General features: G+C 70.0%; 12 protein-coding genes and 1 tRNA gene. 8 read left to right on the top strand and 5 right to left on the bottom strand.

Annotation, left to right across the window (positions count from 1 at the left end; all coding sequences use genetic code 11):
* The coding region (locus VGL30_RS01345; protein WP_331535980.1) for a ClpX C4-type zinc finger protein at window positions 1-464 on the bottom strand (464 nt) is incomplete at its 3' end.
* A gap of 286 nt (window positions 465-750) precedes the next feature.
* On the opposite strand from VGL30_RS01345, the gene VGL30_RS01340 reads away from it, so the two are divergent.
* Window positions 751-1,380: an HAD-IB family hydrolase gene (locus tag VGL30_RS01340; RefSeq protein ID WP_331535978.1), complete on the top strand. Its 630-nt coding sequence runs from the start codon at window positions 751-753 to the stop codon at window positions 1,378-1,380.
* Between the two features lie 154 nt (window positions 1,381-1,534).
* Here the strand turns inward: VGL30_RS01340 and VGL30_RS01335 are convergent, their stop codons facing one another.
* Both VGL30_RS01335 and tig read right to left on the bottom strand, forming a co-directional pair.
* Window positions 1,535-2,212 (bottom strand): ATP-dependent Clp protease proteolytic subunit, encoded by a 678-nt coding sequence (locus VGL30_RS01335; protein ID WP_414694944.1) that lies wholly within the window; start codon window positions 2,210-2,212, stop codon window positions 1,535-1,537.
* A 230-nt stretch (window positions 2,213-2,442) separates the two neighbouring features.
* Complete coding sequence (gene tig, locus VGL30_RS01330; RefSeq protein ID WP_331535986.1) at window positions 2,443-3,798, bottom strand: trigger factor; 1,356 nt, start codon at window positions 3,796-3,798, stop codon at window positions 2,443-2,445.
* Window positions 3,799-4,040: 242 nt separating this feature from the next.
* Here tig and VGL30_RS01325 point away from each other — a divergent pair, with 242 nt between their 5' ends.
* The 3 genes from VGL30_RS01325 (at window position 4,041) to VGL30_RS01315 (ending at window position 7,601) form a co-directional block, all read left to right on the top strand.
* Entirely contained in the window at window positions 4,041-6,182 is a 2,142-nt protein-coding gene (locus VGL30_RS01325) for a DUF7657 domain-containing protein (RefSeq protein ID WP_331535974.1), read from the top strand.
* Between the two features lie 64 nt (window positions 6,183-6,246).
* Window positions 6,247-6,329: transfer RNA gene (locus VGL30_RS01320), tRNA-Leu, on the top strand.
* Between the two features lie 45 nt (window positions 6,330-6,374).
* The gene (locus VGL30_RS01315; RefSeq protein ID WP_331535972.1) at window positions 6,375-7,601 is read left to right on the top strand and encodes a glycosyltransferase; all 1,227 of its coding nucleotides are present in this window, start codon (window positions 6,375-6,377) and stop codon (window positions 7,599-7,601) included.
* A 28-nt stretch (window positions 7,602-7,629) separates the two neighbouring features.
* On the opposite strand, the gene VGL30_RS01310 is transcribed toward VGL30_RS01315, so the two are convergent.
* Together VGL30_RS01310 and VGL30_RS01305 are read right to left on the bottom strand one after the other, a co-directional pair.
* On the bottom strand, window positions 7,630-9,099 hold the full coding sequence (locus VGL30_RS01310) for an NAD(P)H-hydrate dehydratase (protein ID WP_331535970.1): 1,470 nt from the start codon (window positions 9,097-9,099) through the stop codon (window positions 7,630-7,632).
* Window positions 9,100-9,118: 19 nt separating this feature from the next.
* Window positions 9,119-9,688: a histidine phosphatase family protein gene (locus tag VGL30_RS01305; protein WP_331535968.1), complete on the bottom strand. Its 570-nt coding sequence runs from the start codon at window positions 9,686-9,688 to the stop codon at window positions 9,119-9,121.
* Window positions 9,689-10,108: 420 nt separating this feature from the next.
* Between VGL30_RS01305 and VGL30_RS01300 the strand changes: the two genes are divergently transcribed.
* From VGL30_RS01300 to VGL30_RS01285, 4 genes are all read left to right on the top strand, one after another.
* Window positions 10,109-10,447, top strand: coding sequence for a P-II family nitrogen regulator (locus VGL30_RS01300; RefSeq protein WP_331535966.1), 339 nt, complete (start codon window positions 10,109-10,111; stop codon window positions 10,445-10,447).
* 33 nt (window positions 10,448-10,480) lie between these two features.
* Entirely contained in the window at window positions 10,481-11,890 is a 1,410-nt protein-coding gene (glnA, locus tag VGL30_RS01295; protein ID WP_331535964.1) for a type I glutamate--ammonia ligase, read from the top strand.
* Between the two features lie 326 nt (window positions 11,891-12,216).
* Window positions 12,217-14,262 carry a DNA topoisomerase IV subunit B gene (gene parE, locus VGL30_RS01290; protein WP_331535962.1) on the top strand — a complete coding sequence of 682 codons (2,046 nt, stop codon included), beginning with the start codon at window positions 12,217-12,219 and terminating at the stop codon, window positions 14,260-14,262.
* Between the two features lie 397 nt (window positions 14,263-14,659).
* Window positions 14,660-16,294 (top strand): DEAD/DEAH box helicase, encoded by a 1,635-nt coding sequence (locus VGL30_RS01285; protein ID WP_331535960.1) that lies wholly within the window; start codon window positions 14,660-14,662, stop codon window positions 16,292-16,294.
* The last annotated feature ends 46 nt before the right edge of the window (window positions 16,295-16,340 follow it).

Raw genomic sequence — 16,340 nt, 5'->3', positions numbered from 1 at the left:
TCGCCGACGTAGCCGGCTTCGGTCAGCGTCGTGGCGTCGGCGACCGTGAACGGCACGTCGATGATTCGCGCCAGGGTCTGGGCCAGCAGGGTCTTGCCGGTGCCGGTGGGGCCGACCAGCAGGATGTTGGCCTTGCCTAGTTCGACGTCGTTGTTCTTGGAGGCGTGGTTCAGGCGCTTGTAATGGTTGTGCACCGCGACGGAGAGCACCTTCTTGGCGTGGTCCTGACCGATCACATAGTCGTCCAGGACCTCGCGGATCTCCTTCGGAGTCGGCACCCCGTCCTTCGACTTCACGAAGGAAATCTTGTGTTCTTCCCGAATGATATCCATGCACAGCTCGACGCATTCATCGCAGATGAACACCGTCGGGCCCGCGATCAGCTTGCGGACCTCATGCTGGCTCTTGCCGCAGAAAGAGCAATAGAGCGTGCTCTTGGAATCCCCGCTCGCGGCCTTGGTCATGGTTGTTTCTCACTTTAACGGCGACGCCGGGCCTCCGCCCATTGCCACCCGCTCCAGAGGCGCACCTCGCCGATCACTGCAGGATACGCGCCGCGGGTTGTCTAATCCTTGACAATCCCTGATCCGCGCCCGGATCACAAGCCTTCGCTCATCGGAGCGACATTCTGCGCGGGGGCGGTTTGTGCGGCGCATCCCAACATCTAGATATGGATGGCGCAAAACGGCACAAGAGTGGCGGTGCGCCGCCCGGCGCCCGCTCCCCTGCACCGCGCCCGAGACGCCGCCGATGGCCCGCCCGTCCCCGACCGCCCCCGACCAGCGGCCGATCGTCGCTTTCGACTTCGACGGCACGCTGACGGTCGCCGACAGCTTCACCGCCTTCCTGGCCTGGCGGGCCGGCCGCGGCCGGCATCTGCGGGGCCTGGCGAAGCTCGCGCCGGCGGTCGCCGGCTACCTGCGCGACCGCGACCGCGGACGCCTGAAGGCCGCGGCCGTGCACGAGTTCCTGAAGGGCGCGCCCCGCGCCGTGCTCGAAGGCGAGGCCCTGGCCTTCGCGCGGGCCAGCGCCGCCCGCCTGCTGAGGCCCGACGCGCTGGCGACCTGGCGGCGATGGGGGGCGGAAGGCGCGCGGCGGGTGATCGTCACTGCCTCGCCCGAACTCACCGTCGCGCCCTTCGCCCGCGACCTGGGCGCCGAGGCCCTGATCGGCACGCGGCTGGCCTTCGACGCGCAGGACCGGGTGGGCGGGGGCTTCGTGGGCGAGAACTGCCGCGGGCCGGAGAAGGTGCGGCGGCTGCGCGAGGCGTTCGGGCCCGACGTGCGGCTGGCGGCGGCCTACGGCGACACCAGCGGCGATCGCGAGATGCTGGCGATCGCCGATGTGCGCGGGTTCAAGGTGTTCAAGGCCAGGCCGTGAGGGCGGCTGGGCGGGTCAGTGGAGGTTGACCCAATCCCGCTCACCCCGACGAAAGTCGGGGCCTAAGCTGAATTCGTCGCCGGCGGAGAGCCCGCCTGTATCCCGACATTCGTCGGGACGAGCGGGGTTTTTAGCGATATCGGTCCGCCGGACCTCAGCCCTGTTCGACTTCCCGCTTCTCGATGACCTGGTCGACGATGCCCCAGGCCTTGGCTTCCTCGGCGGTCATGAAGTAGTCGCGGTCCAGCGTCTCCTCCACCACCTCGAGGGGTTGCCCGGTGTGCTTGGCGTAGAGCTCGTTCAGCCGGCGCTTGGTCTTGATGATGTCCTCGGCGTGGCGCTCGATGTCCGAGGCCTTGCCGGAGAAGCCGCCCGACGGCTGGTGGACCATGATCCGCGCGTTGGGCAGGGCGATGCGCTGGCCCTTCTCGCCGGCCATCAGCAGGAACGATCCCATGGAGGCGGCCATGCCCATGCAGAGGGTGACCACCGGGCTGCGGATGTATTGCATGGTGTCGTAGATCGCGAGGCCCGACGTCACCACCCCGCCCGGGGAGTTGATGTACATCTGGATCTCTTTCTTCGGGTTCTCGGCCTCCAGGAACAGGAGCTGCGAGCAGATCAGGGCCGACATGCCGTCCTCGACGGGACCGTTGAGGAAGATCACCCGCTCCTTCAGCAGACGGGAGAAGATGTCGTAGGCGCGTTCGCCGCGGCTGGTCTGTTCGACGACCATCGGCACGAGGTTGAGTGCGGTGGTGAGCGGGTCACGCATGGGGGAAATGGCCTTCTCGGAATGGGCGGCGCGAAAGGGAATCGCGCTCCTTCCCATATCGCGTGCGAGCCCCGCCGTTGCAAGGCGACGAATCGCGCCAGGGAAGATCCGCAACGCTCGATTCGACGTCATCCCCGGCTGCAGCGCGCAAGCGCGGAATGCCGGGGAGCCATGAACACCGCGCCTCAGGACATGCCGGTGAAGCGGTGTTCATCGGTGACCGGGACAAGCCCGGTCATGAGGTCTGAATTATGAAGACGTCCCGGACCAGAGCCTCGGCCGAGGGCTCAGTAGCCTTCCGGCATGTCCTCTTCCTTCAGCAGATCCTCGCGGCTGATCCTGGCGTCCTCGACCTTGGCTTTCTCGAGGATCAGGTCGACGACCTTCTCCTCGAAGATCGGGGCGCGGAGCTGGGCCTGGGCGGCGGGCTCGCGGCGGAGGAAGTCGAACACCTGCTGGGCCTGCGGGCCGTAGCGCATGGCCTCCTGCCGCATGGCCTCCGCCAGCTCCTGCTCGGAGATCGTCACGCCGCCGTCGCGGCCGATCTCGGCCATCAGCAGGCCCAGGCGCACCCGGCGGGCGGCGATCTTGCGGTACTCGGCCTCGAGCTGTTCGTCGGTCTTGCCGGCGTCCTCCTCCGACAGGCCGCCCTCGCGGGCCTTGTCGGCCTGCACCTGGCGCCAGATCGAGGCGAATTCGCTCTCCACCATCTTCGGCGGCAGCGGGAAGTCGTGCTTGGAGTCCAGCACGTCCAGGAGGGCGCGCTTCAGCTTGAAGCGGGCGGCCCCGGCGTACTGGTTTTCGAGGTTGGTCTTCAGGAGCTCCTTCAGCTTGTCGAGGGACTCCACGCCCAGGCGCTCGGCCAGCGCGTCGTCCAGCTCGGAGTCCTTGGGCGCCTTGACCGCCTTCACCTTCACTTCGAACTCGACCTCCTTGCCCTTCAGGTTCTCGGCCGGATAGTCCTCCGGGAAGGTCACCTTGACGGTCACGTCGGAGCCGGGCTTGGCGCCGACGAGCTGGTCTTCGAAGCCCGGGATGAACTGGCCCGCGCCCAGCACCAGCTCCGCGTCGGCGGCCGTGCCGCCCTCGAAGGCCTCGCCGTCCAGGCGGCCCACGAAGTCGATGACGACCTTGTCGTCCTTCCTGGCCTTCACGGTCTTGCCGGTGCGCTCCTCGTAGGTCTTGTTCTGCGCCGCCAGCTCGCCCAGGGCCTCGGCCACCTCCTCGTCGGTGGGCTCATAGACCGGGCGGGTCAGCGCGATGGACGAGAGGTCCATCACCTCGATCTCCGGCATCACCTCGAAGGATATCTCGTAGGACAGGTCCGCCTTGCCCTCGATCACCTGCTGGAGGTCGCCGTCGGGCTTGAGGTCCGGGTCGCCGGCGGGCCGGACCTTGGAGTCCTCGATGATCTTCTGGGTGGATTCGGAGAGGGACTGCTCGACCACCTCGGCCATCAGCGCCTTGCCGTGCAGGCGCCGGACGTGCGCCGGGGGGACCTTGCCGGGCCGGAAGCCCCTGATGGTGAGCTGCGGGGTGAGCTCCTTGATCCGGGTCTCCAGCTTCTCGTTGAGGTCCGAGGCCGGAATGGTCACGCCATAGACCCGGCTCAGGCCTTCGCCGGACTTTTCAACGATCTGGATCGACATTTGGAATTCGCGGACCGGGCGCGGCCGACGCGCCTCGGGCTCCGCCCTCAGGCTGATAAGGTCAACGCCGCCGGGGCCCCGGCGGCGGGGCGCCCTTATGTCATGGCGGGCTCGTCCGTCCAAGTGCAAAGGCTGGCCGTCCCGCGGCGCGCCGCCGCGGCCGCGCGCAGTCCGCTATGGCGCGGAATTTCCGTCTCGCCTAAAGCTCGGCCGGTTGCTCAGGCCCGGAGACCGTCGTGGCGCCATCCCTTGTCCGGCGGCATGGTCCCGTCCTCGCGGTCATCGCCCTGTTCCTCGTCTATGTCGTGAACGCCTGGACGCCCTCGCACTACGGCCAGACGGCCCAGGTCCTGGGCGTCGCGCACGCCGGACCGGTGTTCGGGAAATCCCGGCCCATCCGCTCGGACGAGTGGATGGTCACGACGCCCTACTTCCAGATCGCCGCCGCCGGCGACTTCGGGCCGCGCGACGTGATCTCGCCCTACCACGAGCCCCTCAAGGCCTTCTTCGCCCTGCCGTCACGCGACTGGAGCATGGCGTTGAAGCCGGATCTCTGGGGCTTCCTGGCGCTCGATCCGGCGCACGCCTATTCGCTGCACTATGCGCTGCTGGCCGCGGCCTTCGTCGGCGGCTACCTGCTGCTGCTGCGCCAGCTCGGCTGCAGCCCGCGCCTGGCGCTCGCGGGATCGCTGATCCTGTTCCTGTCGCAGTTCGTGCAGGTCTGGTGGACCAGCAACGCGCCGGTGCTGGCCTGGGCGCCCTGGCCGGTCGCGGCCTTCCTGTGGCGCGGCCCGTGGTGGGCGCGGTGGCCAGCGATCGCCGTCGCCGTCGCCGTCTGGCTCATCGGGCAGCTCTATCCGCCGCTCATCCTGGCCGCCGGCCTGGCGTTCGGCGTGATGGTGGCGGCGTTCCGGCCGGACGCCCTGCGCCCGGCGCGCCTGGCGCCGGCGCTCGCCGCCGCGGCGGCCGGCGCCTATGTCGCCTGGCTGCACTATGCGGACCTGATCCCGGTCATGGCGGCGACCGTCTATCCGGGCCAGCGCCTGTCGGACGGCGGCGGCTTTCCGCCGTTGCAGCTGCTGGCGCACCTGTTCCCCTACCTGGTGACGCAGCGGTACGAACCGCTCGGCCTGTGGCCCAGCAACGCCTGCGAGATCGGCGTGGCGGGCTCCTTCCTGCCGCTGGCGCTGGCGGTGTTCGGCGACCACCGGCTGATCCGGTCCTGGCTGACCCGCCGACGCTGGGCGGTGGGGATGTGGCTGGCCGGGATGGCCGTGCTCCTCGCCTGGATGCTGCTGCCGATCCCCGCCCGCCTGGCGCCGGTCTTCAACTTCGTGCAGCCCTACCGGATGGTCTGGGGCTTCGGCCTGCTGTGGCTGCTGGGGTTCACCCTGATGGCCGACGCCGGCGACTGGATCGTCACCCGGACCCGGGTCGCCGTCTTCCTCGGCCTGGCCTTCGCGGCCTGGGCCGTCTCGAAGCTCTGGCTTGCCAAGGCGCCGGTGGAGTTCGACCGCTTCGACCTGGTCGTCGCGCCGGTCCTGATCGGCCTGCTGATGCTCCGGCGGGCGAGGCCGCAGTGGCTGGGACCCCGCCGCCTGGCCCTGCTGGCCGTGCTGCTGACGACGGCGCTGACGTTCGGGCGCTTCAATCCGGTGCAGTCGGCGCGGCCGATCTTCCAGCGGCACGACGGCGTGGCGCTCGACGCCTTCCGGGCCTACGCCGCGGCCAACCCGCACGGGTGGGCGGTCGCGCCCGGCGTCTACGGGGCGGCCATCAACGGCGCCGGCGTGCCGGCGATCAACCACACGCTGCTGCAGCCGCAGCTCGAGGTGTTCCGGCGCGTGTTCCCGGATCTCGACGCCGCGGCGTTCAACGTGACCTTCAACCGCTACGAGCACCTGAAGCCGACCGTGCAGTGGAGCCCGACGCTGATCCAGGAGGACCTGGCGGCCATACCGCCCGACTCCTTCGCCACGCCGCTGGCGCTGGAGCTTGCGGCGCAGCCGTCCGCGGCCGCCGGGGCCGGGGGCGCGGTGGAGGAGATCGCCGCGACCCGGCTCGGGCCGGCCCGCTGGGGCGTGACCGCGTCCGGCTGGTCGCCCTGGCGCGGCGTCGCGGCCGGCCAGCGCCTGCGCGTGGCCCTGGACCCGCACTGCGGCCGGATCGTGCAGGGGCGGGCGTTCCGGCTCCCGCGGCCCGACATCATCGCGGCGACCAACGATCCTGCGAACTTCGCCGCGGGCTTCGGCGCCAGGCTGGTGGTGGAGACCGCCCGGGACCTGCCGTCGTTCCCGACCGGCGCGCTCCGCATCGAATCCATCGACCCGCAGGCGGGACCGCGGACGCTCGCAGCCGCCGGTGCGGCCGGCTGCTGAGCCCGACGCCGCAGATCGCCCTATTGCGAACCCCCGCCATCCGCGGGATAGATGGAGTTCCGCTGCGGCTATGGCGGAATTGGTAGACGCAACGGTTTTAGGTACCGTCGGGCAACCGTGGGGGTTCGAGTCCCTCTAGCCGCACCAGCCCCCGGGATGACAGCCGATCGCAGCGGCGCCAGAACCGGGGCCATGACCAACGGCGTCCTCTTCGTCCACTCCAACTTCCCGGCGCAGTTCGCCGACCTGGCCCGCAGCCTGGCGGCGCGCGGGGTCGCCTGCGCGGCCATCGGAGGACCGAACTCGCCCGGCCTTCGGGGGATGTCCATCGCCCGCTGGAACAACCGCCAGGGCAGCACGCCGGGGATCTTCCCCCTGGCGAGCCGGGCGGAGGCCGACCTGATCCGCAGCCGCTCGGCGCTGGACGCGGCGCGCCGGCTCAGGGCGCACGGCTGCGACCCGGCCCTGATCATAGGCCATCCGGGCTGGGGGGAGATGGCGCTGCTCGCCGACGCCTTCCCCGACGCCAGGCAGATCGCCTTCCACGAGTTCTACTACCGGGGCCGCGGCCTCGACATCGACTTCGACACCGAGTTCAAGCCCCCGACCGAGGACATGATCCTGGCCGGCACGACCAAGAACGCGGTGATGGCCCTGTCGCTCGCCCAGGCCGACGCCATCGTCGCGCCCACGCGCTTCCAGGCCGACACCCTGCCGCCCGGCTTGCGCCCCCATGCCCGCATCATTCACGAAGGGGTGGACACCGAGGCGATCCGGCCCGGCCCCGCCGAAGCTTTCCAGGTCCCCTACGGCCCGGTGATCGAGGCGGACACGCCGGTCATCACCCACGTCAACCGCAACCTGGAGCCGCTCCGGGGCCTGCACATCCTCCTGCGCGCCCTGCCCCGGCTGCAGGCGGAGGTCCCGCAGGCGCGGACGATCATCGTGGGATCGCCGGCCAACCGGCCCTACGGCGGCGGCTCGCCCGACGGGCGGCCCTGGAAGGACTTCCTGCTGGACGAACTGGACGGGCGGCTGGACATGAGCCGCATCCACTTCACCGGCGCGCTGCCGCACGACCGGATGCTGGCGGCGCTGCGGCTGTCCACGGCGCATGTCTATTACAGCTATCCCTTCGTGCTCTCCTGGTCCCTGGCCGAAGCGATGGCCAGCGGCTGCTATGTCGTGGGCTCCGACACCGCTCCGGTGCGAGACGCCATTTCGGACGGGGTGAACGGCAAGCTGCTGGACTTCTTCGACGTGGACGCGCTGTCCGGCGCCCTGATCGAGGCCTGCCGGACGCCGCACGCCTTCGGCGCACTGCGGGCCGCGGCGCGGGCGACGGCGGTGGAGACGTTCGACCGGGCCAAGGGGCGCGCGGCCTGGATGGACCTGATCCGCGAGGTGGCCGGGATCTAGAGCGGGGCCATCCCATCCGGATCGTGCTTCAGTCCGCGCCGCCGTCGTCCGCCGCCTGCCAGAGGCCGGCCAGCACGGCGGGCGCCAGGCCCGGCAGGTCCTCGGCGATCAGGCCCGGGCCGAAGTGGGCGGCCGCCTCGGCGTGGATCCAGGCCCCGGCGCAGGCGGCTTCGAAGCTCTCCATCCCCTGGGCGATCAGGCCGCCGATGAAGCCCGCCAGCACGTCGCCGGAACCGGCCGTCGCCAGCCAGCGCGAACCGTTGACGTTGACGGCGGCCCGGCCGTCGGGGGCGGCGACCACCGTGTCGGGCCCCTTCAGCAGCACCACGGCGCCGGCCCGTTCGGCGGCCCTGCGGGCGGCGGCGACCCGCTGCGGACCGGCGGCCAGCAGGCCAGGGAACAGCCGCTCGAACTCCCCCGGATGCGGGGTCAGCACGTCGTCGCGGTCGAGCACCGAGAACAGCTCGTCCGGATCGTCCTTGAAGACGGTGATGGCGTCGGCGTCGATCACCAGGGCCGCGCCGGTGCGGGCCAGCGCCAGCAGGTTGACCAGGGTGGTCTCGGTGACCCCGGCCGCCGGGCCGATCACCGCGGCGTCCACGTCGGCGGCCGCCTGTTCCAGCTCCAGGTCGGTCTCGAAGGGCCGCAGCATCACCGCCTCCAGGTGGGCGGCGTTGACCTGCAGCGCGTCGGGCGGGGAGAACAAGGTGACGAGGCCCGAGCCGATCCTCAGGCCGGCGCGGGCGGCCAGTCGGGCGGCGCCCGTGCTCCAGGCGTCGCCGCTGATGACGATCAGCCGGCCGCGCGCGTGCTTGTGCGCCGAGGCGCCCGGCCAGGGAAAGCGCGGCAGCCAGAGCTCCGGGCCGTTCTCGAACAGCTGCACGACGGGCTCGGCCAGGCCGATGTCGCCCACCACCACCTCGCCACAGCGCGTGCGGCCGGGCTCCAGCACATGCCCCAGCTTGCGGGCATGGAAGGTGACGGTGAGCGCGGCGCAGAAGGCGGCGTCGCCCAGGGGCCGGGCCGTATCGGCCGAGAGGCCGCTCGGAACGTCGATCGCCACCACGCGGTCGACGACCCGCTCGCTGGCCCGCGCCAGCCGCGCCGCGTCGCCCTCCAGCGGCCGGGAGAGGCCGGCGCCGAACAGGGCGTCGACGATGAGGCCGGTGGCGCGAACCGTCGGGTCCAGGGGCAGGACCTCGCCCTCCCAGCGCCCGGCCATCACCTTGGCGTCGAGAGAGGCCGGCGGGGCCAGCGCCTCCACGCAGACCTCCCAGCCGCGGCCCCTCAGCAGGCGGGCGACCACATAGCCGTCGCCGCCGTTGTCCCCCGGGCCGCAGAGCACCCGGACGGGACGGGCCGCGAAGCGCCGGCAGATCTCGTCGGCGACCACGGTCCCCGCCCGCTCCACGAGGGCCGCGCCCGGCACGCCCCTGGCGACGGCCGCGCGGTCGCAGGCGGCCATCTCGGCGACGGTCAGGATCTTGCGCGCCGCCACGGCTCACCCTTGGTCCGGATCAAAGCACCCGGGTGACGGCTTCGCGCCCTTTGGCGACCAAGGTCAAGACGCCGCGGTCGCTGTCGAGCACCTGGATCGAGGCGTGGTCGGGCTGGAAGCCCGCCACCCGTGCGTCGCCCTCCAGGCAGGAGACCACCCCGTTGATGGCCACGAAATGGCTGAAAACCGCCGTCCTGCCGCGGGGGACCAGCGACTCCGCGACCCCGTGCCGCCATGCGTCATAGTCGAGGTCGCCGTCGACATCCTTCCAGAGGCCGGCGAAGGCGCGGCGCAGCCAGGGGGCGCGGTCCTCGGGCGCCAGGGCCGCGGGCGTGGGGATCTCGCCCACCGCGGGGTCGATCTCGATCTGGACGCCAAGGACCTCGGCCAGGGGCCGGGCGGTCTCGCGGCAGCGGCGCAGGGGCGAGGAGACCACACGCACCGGCCGTTCCGCCGGCGGCAGGGCCAGGAGGGCGTCGCGGACGGCGCCGGCCTGGGCGCGGCCCGTCGCGTCGAGGCCAGGATCATCGTCCGCCTGTCCCCAGGCCGACGCCGGCTTGCCGTGCCGGATCAGATAGATGCGCGCCATGGGCAGGTCCTGGGCGATGAAGGTTGCGGCAGAAGAACCCCGGCTTTTCGGCCAGGTCCGGCTGCCCGTTTCAGGGCGGTTTCCGCCGTAAACTTCAGCAATCCCGTCCGGGTTGGCAAGCTTGACCTTGAGAGGGGATCGGCCGATTTGACCGCCGTCCGGGCGCAAGCGAGCCGGTTCGGCGACCTTGTGCGGCCCGATCCGCCCACCTTCGGCCCTGTCGGGCCTCCGTGAGCCGCGTGACGGCCAATTTGGCGGGAGACGAACGTTTGGGCGCCGGATGCCCATATTTTGATCATTCGAGATTTTGCAGCGCCCCGGCGACGCTTGCAGGGACGTGCGCCCTTGTGAGTCCGCGCCGGGCTGTGCTCCGTCGCCGCGACCGCGGGGCGGACCTGGTGCAGCTTAATAGTCGGACGCATGAAAAAAATCGAAGCCATCATCAAGCCGTTCAAGCTGGACGAGGTGAAGGAGGCCCTGCAGGAGATGGGCGTCCAGGGCATGACGGTGATCGAGGCCAAGGGCTACGGCCGGCAGAAGGGCCACACCGAGCTCTACCGCGGCGCCGAGTACGTGGTCGACTTCCTGCCCAAGATCAAGATCGAGGTGGTGATCACCGACGGGCAACTCCAGGCGGCGCTGGAAGCCGTGACGAGCGCCGCTCGCACCGGACGCATCGGCGACGGCAAGATCTTCATCTCCGAAATTCTCGACGTACTGCGCATCCGGACCGGTGAATCCGGCGAGGCCGCCGTCTAGTCAATAGCCACCGAAACGCCGGAAGGGAAAGTCATGGCGACAGCTCAGGAAATCCAAAACCTCATCAAGGAAAAAGAAGTAAAGTACGTCGACGTGCGGTTCACGGACATCCGTGGGAAGATGCAGCACGTGACGTTCGACCTGGCGCTTGTCGACGACGACTTCCTGACGGACGGCACGATGTTCGACGGCTCGTCGATCGCCGGCTGGAAGGCGATCAACGACTCCGACATGAAGCTGCGTCCGGACCTGGCCACCGCCTACATCGACCCCTTCTACCAGCAGACCACGCTGGCGATCTTCTGCGACGTGGTCAGCCCGGAGACCAACACCGGCTACAACCGCGATCCGCGCGGGATCGCCAAGTCGGCGCTGAACTATGTGAAGGCCTCGGGCGTGGGCGACACGGTGTACTTCGGCCCGGAAGCCGAGTTCTTCATCTTCGACGACGTGCGCTGGGCCACCGAGCCGGGCAACACCTTCTACGCCTACGACTCCGAGGAGCTGCCGGCCAACACCGGCAAGGCCTATCCGGAAGGCAACATGGGCCATCGCCCCGGTCCGAAGGGCGGCTACTTCCCGGTGAACCCCGTGGACTCCGCCCAGGACCTGCGCGGCGAGATGCTGGCGGTGATGGGCGAGCTGGGCATGAAGCCCGAGAAGCACCACCACGAGGTGGCCCCGGCGCAGCACGAGCTGGGCCTGATGTTCGACACCATGGTCACCATGGCCGACCGGCTGCAGCTTTATAAGTACGTGGTCCACAACGTGGCCGCCGCCTACGGCAAGACCGCCACCTTCATGGCCAAGCCGATGTTCAAGGACAACGGCTCGGGCATGCACGTCCACCAGTCGATCTGGAAGGGCGGCAAGCCGCTGTTCGCCGGCGACAAGTACGCCGGCCTGTCGGACATGTGCCTGTGGTACATCGGCGGCGTGATCAAGCACGCCAAGGCGATCAACGCCTTCTCGAACTCGACCACCAACTCCTACAAGCGCCTGGTGCCCGGCTACGAAGCCCCGGTGAAGCTGGCCTATTCGGCCCGCAACCGCTCGGCCTCGATCCGCATCCCGCACGTGGATTCGCCCAAGGGCAAGCGTATCGAAGTCCGTTTCCCGGACCCGATGGGCAACCCCTACCTGACCTTCACGGCCCTGCTGATGGCCGGCCTCGACGGCATCGAGAACAAGATCGATCCGGGCGGACCGGCCGACAAGAACCTCTACGACCTGCCCCCGCGCGAGCAGAAGAAGATCCCGGAAGTCTGCGGCTCGCTCAAGGAAGCGCTGGAGAACCTCGACCGCGACCGCGCCTTCCTGAAGAAGGGCGGGGTGATGGACGACGAGTTCATCGACGCCTACATCGAGCTGAAGATGGAAGAGGTCATGCGCCTGGCGCTGCACCCGCACCCGGTCGAATTCGACATGTATTACAGCTGCTAAGCGGCTAGAGCTTAGCTGTTGGACGGGGGGCCGCGGAGCGATCCGCGGCCCTTTTTCTTTGTGTCCACGAACCACACGAACGAGAGTTCGAGGGGTTGGACATCCGGTGATGATCGCGGCCGAGTGAACACAGCTTGCTGTTCGTGATCGACGCTCAACACCCCCCTGCTCTCGCGGACTGGATTCCGCGCGCAGGACATGAGGCGGCGGCTCGCCAGCTTGCGATCCTCACGTCAATCGCGGACGCCGCGGGCGCTGCGCCGCATTGCATCGCGGCGAAGGCCGATTCATACCGGAGACCCTAGAATCGCAGCACCCTCCCCGTCATGTCCAAGGCCTCTTCCGCCGCCCAAGCCAGCCTGTTCGACGACGCCCTGAACCCGGCGCCCGCCGCGCCCCTGGCCGAGAGCCACGAGCCGCGGCCCGGCGGCGGCAAGCCCTCCGGCTATTCGGCCAAGGACATCGAGGTCCTGGAGGGGCTGGAGCCGGTGCGCAAGCGGCCGGGGATGTACATCGGCGGCACCGACGAGCGGGCGCTGCACCACCTGTTCGCCGAGGTGCTGGACAACGCCATGGACGAGGCCGTGGCCGGCCACGCCAAACTGATCGAGATCGTGCTGGACGCCGACGGTGGGCTGACGGTGAAGGACGACGGGCGCGGCATCCCGGTGGACCCGCATCCGAAGCACCCGGGCAAGTCGGCGCTGGAAGTGATCATGACCGTCCTGCACTCGGGCGGGAAATTCTCCGGCGACGCCTACGAGACCTCCGGAGGGCTGCACGGAGTGGGCGTCTCGGTGGTCAACGCCCTGTCGGAGCGGCTGGAGGTCACCGCCTTCAAGGACGGCTTCGAATGGCGCCAGGTGTTCGCGCGGGGCAAGCCGCTGGGCGGCATCGAGAGGCTGGGCCCGACCCGCAAGCACGGCACCTGGATCCGCTTCGTGCCCGACGCGGTGATCTTCGGCGAGGGCGCGGTGTTCAAGCCGGCCAGGCTCTACCGGATGGCGCGGTCCAAGGCCTACCTGTTCGGGGGCGTCGAGATCCGCTGGACCTGCGACCCCTCGCGGATCCACGACCAGACGCCGGCGCAGGCGACGTTCCGCTTCCCCGACGGCCTGGCGGACTTTCTGGCCGAGCGGGTGAAGGACCTGGAGACGGTGACGCCGGAGCCCTTCGCCGGGCGCTACGAGCGCAAGGGCGAGGCCGGGGCGGTGGAATGGGCCATCGCCTGGACGCCGGCGGGGTTCGGCGAGGCCGACAGCTTCATGCAGTCCTACTGCAACACCGTGCCGACGCCGGAGGGCGGCACGCACGAGGCGGGGCTGCGCGCGGCGCTGACCCGCGGCCTGAAGGCCTACGGCGAGCTGACCGGCGAGAAGCGCGCGGCGCTGATCACCGCCGACGACGTGCTGGCCCAGGCCGGCAGCCTGATCTCGATCTTCGTCCGCAACCCGGAGTTCCAGGGCCAGACCAAGGAGCGGCTGTCCTCGGCCGACGCCCAGCGGCTGGTGGAGACGGCGCTGCGCGACCCCTTCGACCACTGGCTGACCGCCCAGCCCAAGGCGGCCAGCGCGCTGCTGCAGTTCGTGGTCGAGCGCAGCGAGGAGCGGCTGAAGCGCCGCCGGGACAAGGAGATCGCGCGGGCCTCGGCGACCCGCAAGCTGCGGCTGCCGGGCAAGCTGGCCGACTGCTCCGGCACGGCGACGGACGGCAGCGAGATCTTCCTGGTGGAGGGCGATTCGGCCGGCGGCTCGGCCAAGCAGGCCCGCGACCGGCGCACCCAGGCGATCCTGCCCCTGCGCGGCAAGATCCTCAACGTGGCCTCGGCCAGCCTCGACAAGACCGGCGGCAACAAGGAGCTGGCCGACCTGATGCTGGCGCTGGGCGTCCAGGGCGGGTCGAAGTTCAAGGAAGAGGACCTGCGCTACGACCGGGTGGTGATCATGACCGACGCCGACGTGGACGGGGCGCACATCGCCAGCCTGCTGATCACCTTCTTCTACCGCACCATGCCGGACCTGATCCGGGCCGGGCGGCTGTTCCTGGCGCTGCCGCCGCTCTACCGGCTGAGCCATGGGCCGAAAACCATCTATGCGCGGGACGACGCGCACCGCGACGAGCTGCTGGCCAGCGAGTTCAAGGGCAAGTCGCCGGAGATCGGCCGCTTCAAGGGCCTGGGCGAGATGATGCCGGCGCAGCTCAAGGAGACCACGATGAGCCCGGCGACGCGGACCCTGGCCCGGGTGACCCTGCCGCGGGCCGAGGAGGCGGTGGCGGACCTGGTGGAGCAGCTGATGGGCCGCAAGCCGGAGCTGCGCTTCCGGTTCATCCAGGAGAACGCGGAGTTCGCGCAGGCCGACCTGGACGTTTGACGGGCGGCCGTAGAAGAAATTTGTCCACGAACCACACGAAAGACACGAACAGGCCATGCGCCGATAGGCGCCCACCCAGCAAGGCCGCACGATCAACAGACCGGCGGAGCCGGTCGATTTGGTTTCCGCGACCCCCCCGCCGCCCCCCCCGCCGCACAGGCGCGTTCGTGTCTTTCGTGTGGTTCGTGGACGAAGAAATCGACGACGCGCCCGTCCGCCGACGACGGGGAGATGGCGTCATATGTTGCAGTGCAAGGCGCGCAGGGGTCGGTGAGCCATCACGGCACGTTGACTTAAGGCTTCGCAGCCCTATTTTGCCCGGCGCGCGACGATCGCCGTTTGCGCCGCCGCGGCTTGCAAACCTTTATGGTGAGCCACCCGCTCCTTATCGCCATTGATGACCGAATTTTCCGACTTGGGCCTTTCGCCCGCGACCCTCCAGGCCGTCGCCGACACCGGCTATACGACCGCCACCCCCATCCAGGCCCAGGCCATTCCTGTGGCCCTGGCCGGGCGCGACGTGCTGGGCATCGCCCAGACCGGCACCGGCAAGACCGCGGCCTTCACCCTGCCGATGATCGACCGGCTGAAGGCCGGCCGCTCGAAGGCGCGCATGCCGCGGGCGCTGGTGATCGCCCCGACGCGGGAGCTGGCCGACCAGGTGTCGCTGGCCTTCGAGCGCTACGCCAAGGGCCAGAAGCTTTCATGGGCGCTGCTGATCGGCGGCGTGTCGTTCAACGACCAGGAGCTGAAGCTCGACCGCGGCGTGGACGTGCTGATCGCCACGCCGGGCCGGCTGCTCGACCACTTCGAGCGCGGCAAGCTGCTGATGACCGGGGTGCAGATCCTGGTGGTCGACGAGGCCGACCGGATGCTCGACATGGGGTTCATCCCGGACATCGAGCGGATCTTCAAACTGACGCCGGTGAAGAAGCAGACGCTGTTCTTCTCGGCCACCATGCCGCCGGAGATTACCCGGCTCACCAAGCAGTTCCTCAACGATCCGGTGCGGATCGAGGCGACGCGGCCGGCGACAGCGGCCACGACCATCACCCAGAACCTCGCCCGCATCCCCTCGGCGGACCCCAAGGCCAAGCGCACGGCGCTGCGGGCCCTGATCGACCGCGCCGACGTGAAGAACGGCATCGTGTTCTGTAACCGCAAGCTCGAGGTCGACGTCGTCGCCAAGTCGCTGAAGGCGCACGGCCTGGACGCGGCGCCGATCCACGGCGACCTGGACCAGCAGACCCGGATGCGGACGCTGGAGAACTTCCGCAAGGGCGAGCTGCGGCTGCTGGTCGCCTCGGACGTGGCGGCCCGCGGGCTGGACGTGCCGGACGTGAGCCACGTGTTCAACTACGACGTCCCGCACCACGCCGACGACTATGTGCACCGCATCGGACGCACCGGGCGAGCCGGGCGGCTGGGCCAGACGTTCATGATCGTCACCCCGGCCGACAGCCGCAACCTGGACAAGGTGCTGAAGCTGATCGGCACGACGCCGGAAGAGGTGATCCTCGACATCGACTGGTCGAGCATCAAGGAGGACGGCCCCCGCAGCGGTGGACGCGAACGCGGCGCCGGACGTGGACGCCCCGACCGCGGGGACCGGGGCGAGCGCGGCGAGCGGACGCACAGGCCTCGCCGCGACGCGGACGAGGCGCCGGCTTCCCAGGCGGCGCCGGCGGAGGCTGCGGCACCGATCGCCGCAGAGCCGCCCGAGGCGCGGCCCGAGCGGCGGCCCCGGCGCGAACGGGGCGGCGACCGCGGCGGCAGAGAGCGTGAACACCCGGCGGCCCGGACGGACGCCCCCGCCCCGCCCGAACCGGGCGGTGAGCGCGACCGCGGCGGCGAGCGTGGACGCGGCAGGGAGCGTGAGCGCCCGGCGGCCCGGGCGAACGCCCCCGCCCCGCCCGAGCGGGAGCGCCGACGTGGCGGCGACAACGAGGACCGCGACCGGGTGGTGGGGTTCGGCGCGGAGACCCCGGCCTTCCTCTCCCGGCCCCCGCCGACCAGCTCCGGCAAAGACTAGCAACCGACGTTCTTTAACCGCTCGTTTGGTACTGCGCCGTAAGGTC

The sequence above is a fragment of the Phenylobacterium sp. genome (genome assembly GCF_036502675.1).
Classification (GTDB): domain Bacteria; phylum Pseudomonadota; class Alphaproteobacteria; order Caulobacterales; family Caulobacteraceae; genus Phenylobacterium.
Note: the sequence above shows the minus strand (reverse complement) of the source record. Positions and strands in the feature narration are given on the sequence as shown.

Coding starts and splice junctions, on each gene's coding strand:
- VGL30_RS01340 (WP_331535978.1), top strand. CDS start 751: ATGGCCCGCCCGTCCCCGACCGCCCCCGACCAGCGGCCGATCGTCGCT.
- VGL30_RS01335 (WP_414694944.1), bottom strand. CDS start 2,212: ATGGGAAGGAGCGCGATTCCCTTTCGCGCCGCCCATTCCGAGAAGGCC.
- VGL30_RS01315 (WP_331535972.1), top strand. CDS start 6,375: ATGACCAACGGCGTCCTCTTCGTCCACTCCAACTTCCCGGCGCAGTTC.
- VGL30_RS01305 (WP_331535968.1), bottom strand. CDS start 9,688: ATGGCGCGCATCTATCTGATCCGGCACGGCAAGCCGGCGTCGGCCTGG.
- VGL30_RS01300 (WP_331535966.1), top strand. CDS start 10,109: ATGAAAAAAATCGAAGCCATCATCAAGCCGTTCAAGCTGGACGAGGTG.
- glnA (WP_331535964.1), top strand. CDS start 10,481: ATGGCGACAGCTCAGGAAATCCAAAACCTCATCAAGGAAAAAGAAGTA.
- parE (WP_331535962.1), top strand. CDS start 12,217: ATGTCCAAGGCCTCTTCCGCCGCCCAAGCCAGCCTGTTCGACGACGCC.
- VGL30_RS01285 (WP_331535960.1), top strand. CDS start 14,660: ATGACCGAATTTTCCGACTTGGGCCTTTCGCCCGCGACCCTCCAGGCC.